19 protein-coding genes are annotated in these 17,402 nt (G+C 55.1%); 8 read left to right on the top strand and 11 right to left on the bottom strand.

What is annotated here, in order from left to right; translation table 11 throughout:
- The first annotated feature begins 13 nt into the window (after positions 1–13).
- The 6 genes from K5E19_RS10895 to ghrB all read left to right on the top strand — a co-directional run bounded on the left by K5E19_RS10895 (position 14) and on the right by ghrB (position 6,065).
- Positions 14–676 carry an OmpA family lipoprotein gene (locus tag K5E19_RS10895; protein WP_008502762.1) on the top strand — a complete coding sequence of 221 codons (663 nt, stop codon included), beginning with the start codon at positions 14–16 and terminating at the stop codon, positions 674–676.
- Between the two features lie 179 nt (positions 677–855).
- On the top strand, positions 856–1,872 hold the full coding sequence (locus tag K5E19_RS10890) for a LacI family DNA-binding transcriptional regulator (RefSeq protein ID WP_221551197.1): 1,017 nt from the start codon (positions 856–858) through the stop codon (positions 1,870–1,872).
- Positions 1,873–1,973: 101 nt separating this feature from the next.
- Complete coding sequence (locus K5E19_RS10885; protein WP_221551195.1) at positions 1,974–2,723, top strand: sugar phosphate isomerase/epimerase; 750 nt, start codon at positions 1,974–1,976, stop codon at positions 2,721–2,723.
- Positions 2,724–2,726: 3 nt separating this feature from the next.
- Positions 2,727–3,665 carry a sugar kinase gene (locus K5E19_RS10880; protein ID WP_221551194.1) on the top strand — a complete coding sequence of 313 codons (939 nt, stop codon included), beginning with the start codon at positions 2,727–2,729 and terminating at the stop codon, positions 3,663–3,665.
- A gap of 117 nt (positions 3,666–3,782) precedes the next feature.
- A complete protein-coding gene (locus tag K5E19_RS10875; protein WP_221551193.1) occupies positions 3,783–5,063 on the top strand; it encodes an MFS transporter in 1,281 nt (426 codons plus the stop codon).
- Between the two features lie 27 nt (positions 5,064–5,090).
- Positions 5,091–6,065, top strand: a complete 975-nt coding sequence (gene ghrB, locus K5E19_RS10870; RefSeq protein WP_221551192.1) for a glyoxylate/hydroxypyruvate reductase GhrB — start codon at positions 5,091–5,093, stop codon at positions 6,063–6,065.
- Positions 6,066–6,123: 58 nt separating this feature from the next.
- On the opposite strand, the gene cspA is transcribed toward ghrB, so the two are convergent.
- Both cspA and K5E19_RS10860 read right to left on the bottom strand, forming a co-directional pair.
- Positions 6,124–6,336: an RNA chaperone/antiterminator CspA gene (gene cspA / locus K5E19_RS10865; protein WP_003860775.1), complete on the bottom strand. Its 213-nt coding sequence runs from the start codon at positions 6,334–6,336 to the stop codon at positions 6,124–6,126.
- A gap of 248 nt (positions 6,337–6,584) precedes the next feature.
- The gene (locus tag K5E19_RS10860) at positions 6,585–7,295 is read right to left on the bottom strand and encodes a DUF3053 domain-containing protein (RefSeq protein WP_042715665.1); all 711 of its coding nucleotides are present in this window, start codon (positions 7,293–7,295) and stop codon (positions 6,585–6,587) included.
- A gap of 331 nt (positions 7,296–7,626) precedes the next feature.
- Between K5E19_RS10860 and K5E19_RS10855 the strand changes: the two genes are divergently transcribed.
- Positions 7,627–7,914: an HTH-type transcriptional regulator gene (locus K5E19_RS10855; protein WP_221551191.1), complete on the top strand. Its 288-nt coding sequence runs from the start codon at positions 7,627–7,629 to the stop codon at positions 7,912–7,914.
- Between the two features lie 39 nt (positions 7,915–7,953).
- On the opposite strand, the gene K5E19_RS10850 is transcribed toward K5E19_RS10855, so the two are convergent.
- From K5E19_RS10850 to ubiD, 3 genes are all read right to left on the bottom strand, one after another.
- Positions 7,954–9,573, bottom strand: coding sequence for an ABC-F family ATP-binding cassette domain-containing protein (locus K5E19_RS10850; RefSeq protein ID WP_221551190.1), 1,620 nt, complete (start codon positions 9,571–9,573; stop codon positions 7,954–7,956).
- A 215-nt stretch (positions 9,574–9,788) separates the two neighbouring features.
- A complete protein-coding gene (gene fre, locus K5E19_RS10845) occupies positions 9,789–10,490 on the bottom strand; it encodes an NAD(P)H-flavin reductase (protein ID WP_010426263.1) in 702 nt (233 codons plus the stop codon).
- 30 nt (positions 10,491–10,520) lie between these two features.
- The gene (gene ubiD / locus K5E19_RS10840; RefSeq protein WP_221551189.1) at positions 10,521–12,026 is read right to left on the bottom strand and encodes a 4-hydroxy-3-polyprenylbenzoate decarboxylase; all 1,506 of its coding nucleotides are present in this window, start codon (positions 12,024–12,026) and stop codon (positions 10,521–10,523) included.
- A gap of 170 nt (positions 12,027–12,196) precedes the next feature.
- On the opposite strand from ubiD, the gene rfaH reads away from it, so the two are divergent.
- The gene (gene rfaH, locus K5E19_RS10835; protein WP_010426265.1) at positions 12,197–12,688 is read left to right on the top strand and encodes a transcription/translation regulatory transformer protein RfaH; all 492 of its coding nucleotides are present in this window, start codon (positions 12,197–12,199) and stop codon (positions 12,686–12,688) included.
- Here the strand turns inward: rfaH and tatD are convergent.
- From tatD to ubiJ, 6 genes are all read right to left on the bottom strand, one after another.
- Positions 12,685–13,467, bottom strand: coding sequence for a 3'-5' ssDNA/RNA exonuclease TatD (gene tatD / locus K5E19_RS10830; RefSeq protein ID WP_221551188.1), 783 nt, complete (start codon positions 13,465–13,467; stop codon positions 12,685–12,687). The two genes, rfaH and tatD, sit on opposite strands and share 4 nt — an antisense overlap.
- Positions 13,468–13,508: 41 nt before the next feature.
- Entirely contained in the window at positions 13,509–14,279 is a 771-nt protein-coding gene (tatC, locus tag K5E19_RS10825) for a Sec-independent protein translocase subunit TatC (RefSeq protein ID WP_126546334.1), read from the bottom strand.
- 2 nt (positions 14,280–14,281) lie between these two features.
- Complete coding sequence (gene tatB, locus K5E19_RS10820; protein WP_221551187.1) at positions 14,282–14,824, bottom strand: Sec-independent protein translocase protein TatB; 543 nt, start codon at positions 14,822–14,824, stop codon at positions 14,282–14,284.
- A 3-nt stretch (positions 14,825–14,827) separates the two neighbouring features.
- Positions 14,828–15,082, bottom strand: a complete 255-nt coding sequence (gene tatA / locus K5E19_RS10815; protein WP_211446302.1) for a Sec-independent protein translocase subunit TatA — start codon at positions 15,080–15,082, stop codon at positions 14,828–14,830.
- 76 nt (positions 15,083–15,158) lie between these two features.
- On the bottom strand, positions 15,159–16,799 hold the full coding sequence (ubiB, locus tag K5E19_RS10810; RefSeq protein ID WP_221551185.1) for a ubiquinone biosynthesis regulatory protein kinase UbiB: 1,641 nt from the start codon (positions 16,797–16,799) through the stop codon (positions 15,159–15,161).
- Positions 16,796–17,401, bottom strand: a complete 606-nt coding sequence (gene ubiJ, locus K5E19_RS10805) for a ubiquinone biosynthesis protein UbiJ (RefSeq protein WP_014885622.1) — start codon at positions 17,399–17,401, stop codon at positions 16,796–16,798. Before ubiJ ends, ubiB begins: the two co-directional genes overlap by 4 nt.
- Position 17,402 lies beyond the last annotated feature (1 nt).

Below are 17,402 nucleotides of genomic sequence, written 5' to 3'. Positions count from 1 at the left end.
TTAAGGAAATAAGATGAAAAAACGCGTACTCGTTATTGCCGCTCTGGTGAGCGGTGCACTGGCTGTTTCAGGCTGCACAACTAACCCTTACACCGGTGAACGCGAAGCGGGTAAATCCGGCATCGGCGCGGGTATCGGCTCGCTGGTTGGCGCAGGCGTTGGGGCGCTCTCTTCCTCCAAGAAAGATCGCGGTAAAGGCGCACTGATTGGCGCAGCAGCAGGTGCAGCACTGGGCGGCGGCGTCGGTTATTACATGGACGTGCAGGAAGCGAAACTGCGCGACAAAATGAAAGGGACAGGCGTGAGCGTAACGCGCAGCGGCGACAACATCATCCTGAACATGCCAAACAACGTGACCTTTGACAGCAGCAGCGCAACGCTGAAACCCGCTGGCGCAAACACCCTGACCGGCGTGGCGATGGTGCTGAAAGAGTACAACAAAACCGCCGTCAACGTGATTGGCTATACCGACAGCACCGGCAGCCAGGATCTGAACATGCGTCTGTCTCAGCAGCGCGCCGACTCCGTGGCCAGCTCGCTGATCACCCAGGGTGTTGAAGCGAACCGTATCCGCACCAGCGGCATGGGTCCGGCAAATCCAATCGCCAGCAACAGCACGGCGGAAGGCAAAGCGCAGAACCGTCGCGTAGAGATTACGTTAAGTCCAATTCAGTAGGTAAAAGCAAAACGGCAACCCCGTTGCCGTTTTTAGTGTTTGCGCCCTCTCCCGTGGGAGAGGGTTGGGGTGAGGGCACCAAACCGCAACCTCCGGTAAGCGCAGCGCCACCGGGCAAATTACTTGATTCGCCAGATTTTCCCGCTAAGGTATTCTCACTAAATTCAGGGAAATCAGCGATGAGCAAACCAGCCAGGGCCACCATCAGCGACGTGGCGAAAGCCGCCAAAACCGGGAAAACCAGTATTTCACGCTATCTTAACGGCGAGAAACACCTGTTGTCCGACGCGCTGCTGGCACGTATTGAACAGGCTATCGCCGATCTCGACTACCGCCCCAGCCTTATGGCGCGCGGCCTGAAACGCGGTCGCACCCGTCTGATTGGCCTCATCATCGCCGATATCACCAACCCTTATTCCGTCAACGTGCTCAGCGGCATCGAAGCCGCCTGTCGCGAAAAAGGCTTTACGCCGCTGGTCTGTAACACCAACAACGAGGTCGATCAGGAGCTGCACTATCTGGATTTGCTACGCAGTTACCAGGTAGAAGGTATTGTGGTGAATGCCGTGGGCATGCGTGAAGAAGGGCTAAACCGGCTGCAGCAGTCTTCACTGCCAATGGTGCTTATCGACCGCAAAATCCCGGAATTTGCCTGCGATGTCGTCGGGCTGGATAACACGCAGGCGGCCACTACCGCCACCGAGCACCTCATCGAACAGGGTTTTGAAGCAGTGCTTTTCCTGAGCGAACCGCTGGGAATGGTTAACACGCGTCGCGAGCGTTTAAGCGCCTTTCGCGCCACGCTGGACCGCTATCCCGGCGTGATCGCCGAAAATGCCGAAATGCCGCTGCACGAAGCCGACCAGATTGACAATACGCTTCGCCAGTTTCACACACGCCATCGTGGAATGCGTAAAGCCGTCATCTCCGCAAACGGGGCGCTAACGCTCCAGGTTGCCCGCTCTCTCAAGCGCATTGGCCTGCACTGGGGAAGTGATATCGGCCTGCTGGGTTTCGATGAGCTTGAGTGGGCAGAGCTGGCCGGCGTCGGCATCACCACGCTCAAGCAACCCACGTGGCAAATCGGCTATGCCGCCGTTGAACAGGTGGTTCGCCGTATTGAAGGTGCGAGCGATGCCGTGCGTGAACAGGTCTTCTCTGGTGAACTGATCGTTCGCGGCTCTACTGCCCGCTAAATTTCCCTTCGTGACAGCGATCATAAATTCAGCATCCCGAACTTTTCTTTGGAACCGGTTCCATCTAGCGTAATACTATCGATTACGCGATGGAGTCTGGTATGAGCAGGAAAATAATGGTGGTCACCGCCGCTTATGGCGCGGACCAGGTCCGACAGGCCGGTGGTCAACGAGCAATGCTTCCCGTCATTGCGGGCGCAGGCGCGGACGGCGTAGAAATCCGCCGCGAGCTGTTCAACAGCGAAGAGCTGCTGGCGCTGCCTGCGCTGGGTGAGTCCATAGAACTGCTGGGTTTGCTGGCATGCTATTCCGCTCCTGCCGCCCTGTTTATGCCCAACGGAACGCTCAACCCTGACCTTCCCCGCTATCTGGCCGAAGCCACCGCGCTCAACGCGCTGTGGTTGAAAGTCTCGCTGGGTCATTTCAACGATAAACAGCCGCTTGAAGCTTTACGCGAAATGCTGAATGAAAGCGGTATGACGCTGGTAGTGGAAAATGACCAGACCGACTGCGGCCAGCTCGCGCCCATGCAGCGCTTCAAGGCCGCCTGCCGGGTGATGGCATTGCCCGTCACCCTGACGTTCGATATGGGCAACTGGCTGTGGGTGGGCGATTCCCCCGAAGAAGCCGCGCGTCATCTGGCCCCGGCCGTGAGCTATATCCACGTTAAGGCCGCCGTTCCGCATAAGGAGCAGTTCCGCGCCATTGCACCGGACCATGCGGAATCGCGCTGGCTGGACTTACTTAATCAGCTTCCTGCTGATGCCCCGCGCGGTATCGAATTCCCGCTGGAGGGGGCAGATTTAACTGCCGTTACCCGCCACTACGTTAACCTGCTGCGTGAGGAGTAAACCATGCAAAAGACGCTGGATGTGATCACTATCGGCGAAGCCATGGCGATGTTTGTGGCCACTGAAACGGGCGACCTGAGCGCGGTAGAGCACTTTATGAAACGCGTGGCGGGCGCAGAGCTGAACGTCGCCACGGGCCTGGCGCGCCTGGGCCTGAACGTCGGCTGGGTCAGCCGCGTGGGGGACGACAGCTTTGGCCATTTCGTTCTCGACTCGCTGAAAAAAGAGGGAATTGATGCCGCAGGCGTCACGCTCGATGGGCGTTTCGCCACGGGTTTTCAGTTGAAATCTAAAGTCGAAAATGGAACCGATCCCATCGTGGAGTATTTCCGTAAAGGGTCGGCCGCCAGCCATCTCTCTGTGGAGGATTACCACGCCGACTATTTTGCCTCCGCGCGCCATCTGCACCTCAGCGGCGTGGCGGCAGCGCTGTCTGCCAGCTCGTATGCGTTGCTGGACCATGCGGCAGCAGCCATGAAGTCGCAGGGAAAAACGATCTCTTTCGATCCGAACCTGCGTCCGGTGCTGTGGAAAAGCGAAGCGGAAATGATCGAGAAGCTCAACCGTCTGGCATTCCAGGCCGACTGGGTTCTGCCGGGCCTGAAAGAGGGGATGATCCTGACGGGTGAAAAGACGCCGGAAGGCATTGCCGATTTCTACCTGAATAAAGGGGTAAAAGCGGTAGTGCTGAAGACCGGTGCCGATGGCGCCTGGTTTAAAACGGCCAACGGCGAGCAAGGCGCGGTCGCTGCGGTGAAGGTTGAGAACGTGGTCGACACCGTCGGCGCGGGCGATGGCTTTGCCGTGGGCGTCATTAGCGCCCTGCTGGAAGGCAAACCGCTGCAGCAGGCCGTCGCGCGGGGCAACAGGATTGGCTCGCTGGCGATTCAGGTACAGGGCGACAGCGAAGGATTACCAACACGAGCAGAGCTCAGCGTTTAATTTCCCTCTCCCACGGGGAGAGGGCCAGGGTGAGGGCAACAGGCCGCACCAAATAATCAAGCCACCGTGTACCCTACAGACAACGGCGGTAACAACCTCAACAACAGAGGCAAGCCTATGAACAGTTCGACCAATGCAGTAAAACGCTGGTGGTACATCATGCCAATCGTGTTTATCACGTACAGTCTGGCGTACCTCGATCGTGCTAACTTCAGCTTTGCGTCCGCGGCGGGGATCACCGAAGATCTCGGCATCACCAAAGGTATTTCCTCCCTGCTGGGTGCCCTTTTCTTCCTGGGCTACTTCTTCTTCCAGATCCCCGGCGCGATTTACGCGGAACGCCGCAGCGTGCGCAAGCTGATCTTCATCTGTCTGATCCTGTGGGGCGGCTGCGCGTCACTGACCGGCGTGGTGAATAATATTCCTGCTCTGGCGGCCATTCGCTTTATTCTCGGCGTCGTTGAGGCGGCGGTCATGCCGGCGATGTTGATCTACATCAGCAACTGGTTTACCAAATCTGAACGCTCGCGAGCGAATACCTTCCTGATCCTCGGTAACCCAGTCACCGTGCTCTGGATGTCGGTGGTCTCCGGCTACCTGATCCAGTCGTTTGGCTGGCGTGAGATGTTCATCATCGAAGGGGTTCCGGCGGTCATCTGGGCATTCTGCTGGTGGGTGCTGGTGAAAGATAAACCTGCCCAGGCGAAATGGCTCTCAGAGGATGAAAAAGCGGCGCTGCAGGCCCAGCTGGATAAAGAACAGCAGGGGCTGAAGGCGGTGCGCAACTACGGTGAAGCCTTCCGCTCCCGCAACGTGATCCTGCTGTGTGCACAATATTTTACCTGGAGCATTGGTGTATATGGCTTCGTGCTGTGGCTGCCGTCGATTATCCGCAGCGGTGGCGACAATCTTGGCATGGTCGAAGTGGGCTGGCTGTCATCCGTGCCTTATTTGGCCGCCACCATCGCGATGATTATCGCTTCCTGGGCATCGGACAAGCTGCAAAATCGTAAGCTGTTCGTCTGGCCGCTGCTGCTCATCGCTGCCTTTGCCTTCATTGGTTCCTGGGCCGTAGGGGCAAACCACTTCTGGGCATCTTATACGCTGCTGGTTATTGCGGGTGCAGCGATGTACGCCCCGTATGGTCCGTTCTTCGCCATCATCCCGGAAATGCTGCCGCGTAATGTAGCAGGCGGCGCAATGGCGCTGATTAACAGTATGGGCGCACTGGGGTCGTTCTGTGGCTCCTGGTTTGTGGGCTATCTGAACGGTGCAACCGGCAGCCCGTCAGCGTCGTACATCTTTATGGGGGTGGCGCTTTTCGCCTCGGTATGGCTTACTTTGATCGTTAAGCCTGCTAATAATCAACAGCTTCCCGTCGGCGCACGACACGCCTGAAACCTTTTAAAATCAACGGAGATTAGCATGAAGCCGTCCGTCATTTTGTACAAAGCACTGCCTGATGATCTGCAAAAACGCCTGGAAGAACACTTCACCGTCACGCAGGTGAAGAACCTGAGCCCGGAAATCGTGGCAGAGCACGCCGACGCGTTCGCCAGCGCCGAGGGCCTGCTGGGTTCAAGCGAAAAAGTGGATGTCGCCCTGCTGGAGAAAATGCCGAAGCTTCGTGCAACGTCTACCGTTTCTGTGGGTTACGACAACTTCGACGTGGATGCCCTTAACGCCCGCAAGATCCTGCTGATGCACACGCCACATGCCCTGACGGAAACCGTGGCGGACACGCTGATGGCGCTGGTGCTCAGCACGGCACGTCGCGTGGTGGAAGTGGCTGAGCGCGTTAAAGCGGGTGAATGGACCAAAAGCATTGGTCCGGACTGGTTCGGCGTGGACGTCCACGGTAAAACGCTGGGCATCGTGGGTATGGGGCGAATCGGGCTGGCGCTGGCACAGCGCGCGCATTTTGGTTTTAACATGCCGATTCTGTACAACGCACGCCGTCACCACAGTGAAGCTGAAGAACGTTTCAACGCGCGTTACTGCGAGCTTGATACGCTATTGCAGGAAGCCGATTTCGTCTGCCTTATCCTGCCGCTAACGGATGAAACGCGTCACCTGATTGGCAAAGCCGCGTTTGAAAAAATGAAGAAGTCGGCCATTTTCATCAACGCGGGTCGCGGCCCGGTGGTGGATGAGAAGGCGCTGATTGAGGCGCTGCAAAACGGAGAGATCCACGCCGCCGGTCTGGACGTGTTTGAACAAGAGCCGCTGTCGGGTCATTCCCCGCTGCTCAAACTGCCAAACGTCGTCGCCCTGCCCCACATCGGCTCTGCCACTCACGAGACGCGCTATAACATGGCGGCGACTGCGGTAGACAATCTGATTGCCGCGCTCGCCGGAAAAGTGGATAAGAACTGCGTTAACCCACAGATCCAACAGTAGAAACGAAAAAACCCGCCAGAAGGCGGGTTTTTGAATTTTGTGCTACTGGGTTGGAAGCTTACAGGCTTACAACGTTACCAGCTGCTGGGCCTTTAGCGCCGCTTTCGATGGTGAAGGAAACTTTCTGACCTTCATCCAGAGATTTGTAGCCATCGTTCTGGATAGCAGAGAAGTGTACGAACACGTCTTTTGAGCCATCGTCAGGAGTGATGAAGCCGAAACCTTTATCAGCGTTGAACCATTTTACCAGACCAGTCATTTTAGCAGACATAGAAATTACCTTATTAACAAATATATTGTGCCTTCCGGCTTGATGGATTGCGTTACAGATTTTTAAGCGATGAAGGAAGGGTCACAACGAAGGGTATCTATGGATAACAATCTGGACTGCTTTACTAAACTGCTTTAGGTCTGTGTAACAAACCGACGGGGATAGTTATACCGATGTGGTAGAGGAATGACAAGCGTTATTTTCAATATGCTAAAAAAAAACCCCGCACGAAGCGGGGATTTTTTATCTTACTCGGTGGCAGCGACTGCCGCACTCCACGCCTGGCTAAAGGCCTGGTGCTGAGAAGCCAGCGGCCCAATCAGCGTATTGTATTGACTTGCCTGCTGTGAGGTCGGGAACTGGATACCATTAGAGACAAAGCTCACCTGCGTCCCCTGTTGGGAGATAAAATCCCCCACCTGAACCAGCTGCTGCGTGAAGACCTGCGCGGCCGGGATCAGCGGCTGCAACGCGTCAGACGGCTTCGTCACCACTTTCTCATACACTTTGTCAAAGACAGGCTTGAGATCTTCGCCCTGTTTCAGCGCAGAACGTGACGCATCAGCCTGCATTTTCGCATTCTGTAACTGCTGGCTCAGCACGCCAAGCGCACCGTTGGACTGGCGCAGCGGTTCACGTTGGGTCATATAATCCTGCGGTACACGGATCGCATTAACGCTATCCAGCACCGGACGAAGACCGGAGTCCATCGCCTGGCTCACCTGCTGTGAATAACCATAAAGGATGGCGTAATCGGACACGAAAGGACCAAACTGTTTTTTCTGATCCGCAGTCAACGTTGGTAAACGCTCGCCGCTACGCATCACTGTATTCTGTAGAAAATCGATAAACGCTTTGCGCTGATCGCCTTCTTTATCGAAACACCCACTCAGGCTAACTACCATCAACAACGCCGCAAGAGGCGCAAACCAGCGAGAGCAGGACTTTCCTGTCGCCATTTTATTACTCCTTTCACCCAAAAAAGCGCACACCGGCACACGCGTGCCCAACGCTGACAAGGATAGTCCAGGTCAGCCTCGCAAGATACTCTTTTCATGCAAAACGGCTATTGCCGTTTTATTTCTTACCATTTACAAAAAAATACCTGTCGAAGCCGATATATGGCTAATCAGGTAATTAGCATAACTATCCATATAGCTGAAACGGATAAAGCTATCGTTACCGCACGATTAATCACATCCGCAACGATCCTTCGTTTGTATTAGGGACTATTCTTAATTGGCTCTCTGATGTTCTTGATCCCGATGTGTGATTTAAGAGGAGTTCTCAATGGAATATAAAGATCCTGAGTTTGAGCTGCTGAGCAGCCTGGAACAGATTATTTTTAAAGATGTACCGCAGACGGTTACCCTGCAACAGAAGTCCAATCCCTTTACAGAATTTGAGCAATTGCGCAAAGGGTCAGGGCTGAAAACGGATGAATTCGCCAGAGCGATGGGTGTCAGCGTGGCGATGGTGCTGGAGTGGGAATCAAAACGTGAAAAGCCCACGCCAACCGAGTTAAAGCTGATGCGCCTGATTCAGGCGAACCCTACACTCAGTAAACAGATAGCGTAATACAGTTTGATCGCCCCCGCCCTTGCGGGGGCTTGTGTTTTATAGGCTCACACAATTCCATCCCGCCTCATTCCACATCAGGTTATGCGTCAGCGTTAATCCGTCCAAAAATGCTTCATCATGCGACACCACCATCAGCGCGCCGGGGAACTCCGCCAGTGCAGCCTCAATGGCCTGCACGGAGGCCAGATCTAAATGGTTAGTGGGCTCATCAAGAAGCAAAAACTGCGTGGCCTCTTCACGCCATAAGACACAGGCCAGCGCGGCTTTGAGACGTTCGCCGCCGCTCAGTTCCGCCAGGGGGAGCGAGACCTTATCCGCGCCAAGCTGAAGCTGCGCCAGCCGAGTACGCAACGTGCCTTCTTCAAGCGGCGAATTGCTGAGATTGAGATGCGTCAATACCGACTGTGAAAGATCGAACTGCGACAGCTGTTGATCGAGATAGGCGCAGGTGACCGATACCGTGCAGGTTCCTGAACGGGGCTTATCCTCACCCAACATCACTTTCAAGAGCGTCGATTTACCACAGCCGTTCGGTCCGCGGAGTGCGACACGCATTGGTCCGTCCATACGCCAGCTTATTGGCGGAATATCCACATGTGGCAGCGACAGCGCCTCCAGCACCAGTACCTGTTTCCCCTCCGCGACGCGGCTGCCCGGCAGGGTGAAGATGACCGGGTCATCGTCTTCAACCCGCTCGCGCGCATTGTTCACTGCGGTATTTAATGCGTCATTCCGTTCGCTATGCTGTTTTTTCCAGGTACCAATACGCTCTTTTGCCGCCATTTTGTATTTCACCCGCTCAAAGGAGGCGATATTGAGGCTATCAACCGTACGCAACGTTTTAGCTGAACGTCGCTGGCTGTCGTCGTGCTCTTTATGCATCCGCGCGCGGATCCGTTTGCGCTCGGTGGCGGCGTGTTCCAGCGCGGCGCGGGCAGCCTGCTGTTCCGTATCGCGCTGCGTTTGATAATCAGCATAGTTTCCACCGAAGCTGCGCAGGCCAAAAGGGCTCAGCTCGAGAATGCGCGGCACCTGTGCCAGCAACTCACGATCGTGAGAAGCCACCAGCACGCCACCCTGATGGTGGAAAAGCTGGTCGTAAAACCATTCACGCCCTTGTCTGTCCAGATGGTTCGTGGGTTCATCCAGCAGCAGGTAATCCGCGTCCGCAATCAATGCTCCGCAGAGCAGGGCGCGAATACGCTCACCGCCGCTGAGCTCTATGGCCGGTTTATCGGGATCAAACGGCGGGAGGTGCGCGTTCATAAACGCATCACTCAGGCGTTCCGCCACGTCCCAGTAACCTTCGAGCCTTTCCAGATCCTCTGGCTGATAGTCACCGCTGTCGATGCGCTTACGGGCGGTGAAGATCGCGTCATATCCGAGCAGTTCTGCAAGCGTGGTCTGCGAGGAAATATCATGCTGCTGCGCCACATAGGCATGGGTACCGAAACGCTCAATATGGCCGTTTTCAGGTTCATCAATGCCTGCCAGCAGACGCAGCAGGCGTGTTTTACCACTGCCGTTGCGGCCAACCAGCGCGCACGGCGACGCATCGAGCGTAAGATTTAACGGACCGAAAAGAGTATCGCCCGTCGCAAACTGACAGGTGACCTGATGCAAAATAAAAGAAGGGGACTGCGCAAAATGAGCCATAAGCACTCCTGAATGAAATCAAATACATCCCCTGCCGACGCGCTGGCGTTTAGCAAGGACAGAAATTCATCAGTCGTGTTTGTTCATTTTTGGGGGGCGCTCTTGAGGGCGAACAATAACAGCGCTAAGGATAGCGGCAATGCATTAACCTTTTCAAGGTTAAATTATCGCCATTTCTCGCAGAGACAAAAAACCCGCCGAAGCGGGTTAGACATTTAGATGAACGCGAACGCATCGCCAAACAGGCGATCTTCCCGCGCATCGCGCTCATTACAGAACAGGTCGCGGGCAATTTTCGCCATTTCAAAACGGCCAGCGATGTAGATATCGTGCCCTGCCAGCGTGCCATGATCCTGCAGGACCGCGGTTAGCACCGTACCACTACGACCGCGCCAGCCCTCTTCCGGCTGCTCGACAACCGGCTCAACGCGCAGATTCGGGTGATTCACGCTCAGCGCTTCCAGTTCGGACAGGTCGTACAGATGTTTCTCTTCGCGGCCGCCCCAATAGATGGTGATGTCGCGGTTCGGGTTACGCGCCAGTGCGGTCAACAGAATAGAGCGAACATACGAGAACCCCGTACCGCCAGCAATCAGGATAAGCGGACGGTCTTCATCTTCACGCAGCCAGGCTTCACCGTGCGGAATGTCTACCACGATTTCACGCTCTTTCAGGATGCGGTCCATGACGGCCATGGCGTAAAGGTTAAGCTCAGACGCACCAATATGAAGCTCAATAAATTCCTGCTCCGCTGGCGTAGACGCCATAGAGAAAGGACGTTTATCGCGCTCATCCATCACGACCATCAGGTACTGACCAGCGCGGAAAGAGAATGCCGATTCTGGCACCAAACGGACGCGATATACGGTGTCGGTAATAGCATCTACCGAGGTCACTTTACAGCTTAAGGTTGTCATTCGCTCTCTCTGTCGGGAAGTCTATAGGGCTTAACGGTCAGCTTCAGATTTACCGTTATTCATTATGGCCAGTTCGTCCCAGATCGCGTCTATTCGCGCGGTCACGGCAGGATCTTTTTTGATCGGGCGACCCCATTCACGGTCGGTTTCGCCAGGCCATTTATTCGTGGCATCCAGTCCCATTTTTGAGCCAAGACCGGAAACCGGCGAGGCAAAATCCAGATAATCTATCGGCGTGTTTTCGACTAACACCGTATCACGCGCGGGGTCCATGCGTGTAGTGATCGCCCAAATAACGTCGTTCCAGTCGCGGGCGTTGACGTCATCATCGCAGACGATAACAAACTTGGTATACATAAACTGGCGCAGGAAAGACCATACGCCCATCATCACGCGTTTAGCGTGACCGGCATACTGCTTCTTCATCGTCACTACCGCAAGGCGGTACGAGCATCCTTCCGGCGGCAGATAGAAATCAACAATTTCCGGGAACTGTTTTTGCAGAATCGGCACAAAGACTTCGTTCAGCGCCACGCCCAGCACCGCAGGCTCATCCGGTGGACGGCCGGTATAGGTTGAGTGGTAAATCGCATCTTCACGCTGGGTAATGTGCGTGACGGTAAACACCGGGAAGTTATCAATTTCATTGTAATAACCGGTATGGTCGCCGTATGGCCCTTCCGGTGCAAGCTCACCCTGTTCGATGTAGCCTTCCAGAACGATTTCCGCGCTGGCTGGCACTTCCAGGTCATTGGAGACACATTTTACGACTTCCGTTTTAGTGCCGCGCAGCAGCCCGGCAAAGGCATACTCCGACAGCGTATCCGGAACAGGCGTAACCGCGCCCAGAATCGTTGCCGGATCGGCACCCAGGGCAACTGAAACCGGGAATCGTTCACCGGGATGTTCCGCACACCACTCCTGGAAATCGAGCGCGCCGCCGCGATGTGACAGCCAGCGCATGATAAGTTTATTTTTGCCAATCAGCTGCTGGCGGTAGATACCGAGATTTTGGCGCTCTTTATGCGGTCCGCGCGTAACGGTCAGACCCCAGGTAATCAGCGGCGCAGCATCTTCAGGCCAGCACTGCATAATCGGGATTTTTGTCAGATCAACCGCATCGCCTTCCAGCACTTTTTGCTGGCACGGCGCACCGCGCAGGCGTTTGGTTGGCATGTTCAGTACCTGCTTGAACTGCGGCAGCTTGTCGAACAGATCGCGGAAACCTTTCGGCGGCTCCGGCTCTTTCAAAAACGCCAGCAGTTTACCCACTTCACGCAGCGCCGTGACGTCTTCTTGCCCCATGCCCAACGCCACGCGGCGCGGCGTGCCGAACAGATTGCACAGCACCGGCATTGAGTAGCCTTTCGGATTTTCAAACAGCAGCGCAGGCCCACCGGCACGCAGGGTGCGGTCAGCAATTTCTGTCATTTCCAGATAGGGATCAACAGGAAGCGTAATCCGTTTAAGTTCGCCCTGCTTTTCCAGCAGCGTCAGGAAGTCGCGTAGATCGTGGTATTTCATGCAGTTAGTCATGGCCTCTCTGTAAGCGCTTCATTATACGGCGTAAGCCTACGTGATGCTGTAATTTTGTTAAATTAGCGTGAACTTCCGCGACTTACTCCACTTTTGCCCATTATAATCAACTTAGCGATCCGGCCAGGGTTTTGATATGCTTGCGCCCCGAACTAAGGGAAAGAGTGATTATGCAGGCCTGGTATTTACTGTATTGCAAACGCGGGCAACTTCAGCGCGCGCAGGAACATCTTGAACGTCAGTCGGTGAATTGCCTGACGCCCGTGATCACGCTTGAAAAAATGCAGCGCGGGAAACGCACGATGGTCAGCGAGCCTCTCTTCCCGAACTATCTGTTCGTCGAATTCGACCCGGAAGTGATCCACACCACGACCATCAGCGCCACGCGCGGTGTCAGTCACTTTGTGCGTTTTGGCACCAGCCCCGCGACGGTTCCCTCAACCGTCATTCATCAGCTTTCGATTTATCAACAACCCGAAGGGATTACCGACCCGGAAACCCCTTATGCGGGCGATAGCGTGGTGATTACAGAAGGTGCCTTTGAAGGCCTGCAGGCCATATTCTCTGAACCTGATGGCGAAGCGCGCTCTATGTTGCTGCTTAACCTGTTGAATAAACAGGTGCTGCAGAGCGTGAAAAACACCGACTTCCGTAAGCTTTAAAACGCAATTCGAAACAGGCGGCGCACGTTGTCATCGGTCTGCGCGGCCAGCCAGTGCGGATCTTCTCCGCGCCAGTGCGCCACGCTCTCAACGATGTGCCCCAGATACGCCGGTTCGTTACGCCGCGATGCCGGTTTGGGTTTCATGTCGCGCGGCAGCAAATAAGGGGCATCAGTTTCCAGCAGCAGGCGTTCGGCCGGGATCGCCGGTAACAATTCACGCAGTTCCAACCCGCGACGCTCATCGCAAACCCAACCGGTAATGCCCAGATAAAGTCCTCGACTCAGGCAATCCAGCGCGTCCTGACGCGATCCGGTAAAGCAGTGCAACACAGCTCCAGGCAGTTTATCCAGCCACGGTTCCAGAAGCGTGAGAAAACGCTCATGCGCATCGCGGCAATGCATAAACACCGGCATTTCAAGCTCTGCGGCCAGCGCCAATTGTGCGGTGAATGCTTTTTCCTGGTCTTCCGGCGTGGAAAAGTTGCGATTGAAATCAAGACCGCACTCGCCGATGGCGATCACCTGTGGCATTTTCGCCAGCGCGTGGAGCGTTTCAGCGCTGTGTTGCGTCCATTGGCTACTGTCATGAGGGTGGACGCCTGCGGTTGACCAGCAGCGTTCGTAGCGTTGCGCCAGCAACTGCGCCTGCTCACTTTCATGAAGGTTGGTTCCCGTCAGCAACAGCCCGTTCACCCCGGCGGCAAAAGCACGGGCGACGACTTCATCCCGGTCTTTCGCGAACTGCGAGCTGGTCAGGTTAAGCCCAATATCAAACATGCCCCTCTCCATATGACAACCGCCCTGACGGGCGGCTGGTGTTATTCTTCAGTGGTCTTTTCAGACCCATCTTCTTCATCTTCCTGCGGACGTCGTTTGCCCACATAGAAGCGCGAGAAGAACACGCCGACCTCAAACAAACAATACATCGGTATCGCCAGTAAGGTTTGCGAGAAGACATCCGGTGGCGTCAGCAGCATGCCCACCACAAATGCTCCTACGAGGATATACGGACGCTTCTTGCGGAGATCGTCAGGCGTTGTCACGCCCATCCAGCACAGCAGGACGATTGCCACCGGCACTTCGAACGCCACGCCGAACGCCATAAACAGCGCCATAACAAAGCTGAGATAGCTGGCGATGTCCGTCGACACCTGAACCCCTTCCGGCGCGGTATGCGTCAGGAAGCCAAAGGCCAGAGGGAAGACAACGAAATAGGCGAACGCCATGCCGATATAGAACAGCAGCGAACTGGAGACCAGCAGTGGGATCACCAGTTTGCGTTCATGCTTGTACAGCGCCGGAGCGACGAAGGCCCAGACCTGGTACAAAATGACCGGCGCAGACGCAATCAAGGACACCCAGAAGGTCAGCTTGATTGGGGTGAAAAACGGTGAGGCAACATCCGTTGCGATCATCGTCGCGCCCAGCGGCATCTGTTTAATCAGCGGCGCAGAGACCACCTGATAGATATCGTTGGCGAAATAGACCAGGCACAGGAATATAAGGAGAACCGCAATAATGCAGTTTAACAGGCGCTTGCGCAGCTCAATGAGGTGCGTAATGAGCGGTTGAGTATCATCTACTGCCATGTTTACGCTTTATCACTTGAGGAGGAGGATGATTCGGAAACAGGCGCGACGGGTTTTACTTCAGCCGCTTTTACCACCGACTCTTCTGACGGCACCTGCTTTTTCACTTCGGATTCCTGCGGCGTCTGCTCTGGCGCGGCGGCCTGATGCTCGGCGCTGGAAGGTGTGACACCTTCGCGCTGCTCTTCGCTGCCCTTCACCACCGGGTTATGGATGGTGTTAGCTTCATCACTCGCCTTTTCAGGATCGTTGATGCTGTATGAACGCTTCATAGATTCAGCCGCTTCACGCAACTCATCCATTGATGCTTTCAGCTCGGGCGTCAGGTTTTCCATGCTCGCCTTCTCAACTTTTTTCAGGCTGTCCTGAAATTCCTGGAGCTTAAGCTCCTGCGCCAGCTCGTTTTGCACGGTGGTTGCCAGCGAGCGAAGCGCACGCACCCAACCCACCACGGTTTTAACCGCAACGGGGAGACGCTGCGGCCCCAGCACAATCAAACCAATCACAAAGACCAGCAGCAGCTCACTAAAACCAATGTCGAACACGAATTACACCTGCTCTTTATCGTGGCGTTTAGCGTCTTCCTTTTTGGCTTCATCTTGCTTGTCAGCGATGGATTTAGCAGTAAAGTCAGCGTCCTGGCTGGTTTTATCCTGCTTACTCTCATCATCACCCATGGCTTTCTTAAAGCCTTTGATAGATGCACCAAGGTCGGAACCGATAGAACCGAGCTTCTTCGTACCAAACAGCAGCACAACGATGACGGCAATGATCACCAATTGCCAGATACTGATACCACCCATACGTATTCCTCAGTGATAGATGCTTAATGAGTCAGGTTGCATTATACGTATGCAACCTGGTGATAGCGACGCAAAATCAGCGCGTTTTTCTCCAGCCAGCGAGCCAGACAACAACGCCGCCAGCCATAATCCACGCGGGCATCATCTCCCAGTCAGGGCGATTGATGAGCAGCAGCGTACCGCTCAGCAGCAACGTCGCGCCAATGCCAAAGAGGTAGCGTGACTGTCCCTGGCGCACGCGGCTGGACTGAAGCTCGTGCGCGATTTTATCCATGCTGTGCTGAAGGTTCTTGCTCTGACGCAAACTGTCGTAAACCAGTTCAGGAATTTCAGGCATTTTTTCAATCCAGAACGGGCCTTTCTCCTTAAGGGAGCGAACCAGCGCTGGAATGCCAACCTGATCTTTGATCCAGGATTCAAGAAAAGGTTTCGCCGTTTTCCATAAGTCTAACTGAGGATAGAGCTGGCGACCTACGCCCTCAACGTAAAGTAATGTTTTCTGAAGTAAAACTAATTGTGGCTGCACTTCCATATTGAAGCGACGCGCGGTATTGAACAGGTTAAGCAAAACGTGACCGAAGGAGATCTCCGACAGCGGTTTTTCGAAAATCGGTTCGCATACCGTGCGGATCGCAAACTCAAACTCTTCGACATTGGTGTCTGGTGGAACCCAGCCAGAATCCACGTGCAGCTCGGCCACCTTACGGTAGTCGCGGTTGAAGAACGCTATGAAGTTTTCTGCGAGATAGCGCTTATCTTCTTTGTTCAGCGAGCCAACAATGCCGCAGTCGATCCCGATGTACTTCGGATCCTCCGGGTGTTCATAGCTCACAAAGATGTTGCCCGGGTGCATGTCCGCATGGAAAAAGCTGTCGCGGAAGACCTGGGTAAAGAAGACCTGTACACCACGCTCGGCCAGCAGCTTCATGTTGGTGCCCTGCTTTTCCAGCGCAACAACATCCGAGACCGGAATACCGTAAATACGCTCCATGACCATCATGTTCTGGCTGCAATAGTCAGAATAGACTTCAGGAACGTACAGCATCGGGCTGTCTTCAAAGTTACGACGCAGCTGAATGGCGTTCGCCGATTCACGCAGCAGGTTAAGCTCGTCAATCAGCGTTTTTTCATACTCCCGCACCACTTCCATCGGGCGCAGACGGCGGCCATCCGGTAACAAACGCGGTACCCAGCGGGCCAACCTGTAGATCAGCTTCATATCGGCTTTGATGATCGGCAGGATATCCGGACGAATAACCTTGATAACCACTTCTTTGCCGTTTTCTTTCAGGCGAGCCGTATGTACCTGGGCAATGGAGGCCGATGCGAGCGGCTGAATGTCGAAATCATCAAACCAGGTTTCAACAGGAATGTTGCCCATCGCTTCTTCGATCTGCTTCTTCGCTCTCACCCCGTCGAACGGGGCAACGCGATCCTGCAGCATCGCCAGTTCATCGGCAATTTGCGGTGGGAAGAGGTCGCGGCGGGTAGAAAGCATCTGCCCAAACTTGATCCATACCGGGCCCAGCTCCTGCAGCGCAAGACGCAAGCGCTCACCTAAGACCTGATCTTTATGACGATTAGGCATCCAGAACAGCGTGCGCCGCCAGATACGAAGCGGCAGCGTGATACGCATTTTGGGGATAAGCTCGTCGAGCCCGTAGCTCAAAAAGGTGCGAACGATAAAATAGAGGCGCCGAATTTCACCAGGCGTCATTTGCCCTCCAGTTTTTCCAGGCGTTTGGTTAACGCATCAACCGCGCGTTCCACAGCAGCGGTCTCTTCTGCAAACCATGCCACTTCCAGCGGCCCGGGAGCCATGCGCCACTCTTCGGTGAGGACTTCTGCGGCATAGCGCTGCTGCCGTTGCAGATTTTTGCGCAGGAACGCCGTACCGCCATGAATCGCTTTTCCAATCCCTTCGGCGGCGATGTCGCCAATAAAAGGCGCAAGCAGTTCTGCCGGATCAAACTCAGCCAGATCGCTGAGCGCCACGAAGTTCTGCACGACCTGAATGTCGCCCTCAACTTCGAGTTCCCCGCTGCGGATAAGCGCCGTCAGCTGCTGACGGTCACGCAGTTTTGGCAGCACGCTCATATGGGTGATGACCGAGCAGTCCGCCTCGCCCTCCCATTCACCCAGAACGTCAAGCTGGCGCTCGCTGAAGACCAGCACAAGCGGCGTCGAGAACTCTTTTAAAACGATACGCAGTACCTTTCCGTTCAGCCGCTGACGTGCAGCCTTCAGCGCCGGAGCGCGATACAGAAAGGCATTCAGTACATTCTCAATGCCTGCGGTGACTAAGGGTTTAAAGGGCACG

It is taken from the genome of Enterobacter sp. RIT637 (assembly GCF_019718755.1).
In the GTDB taxonomy this organism is placed as follows: Bacteria; Pseudomonadota; Gammaproteobacteria; order Enterobacterales; family Enterobacteriaceae; genus Enterobacter.
The sequence above is the reverse complement of the archived record's forward strand: the minus strand, read 5'-3'. Positions and strand labels throughout refer to the sequence as shown.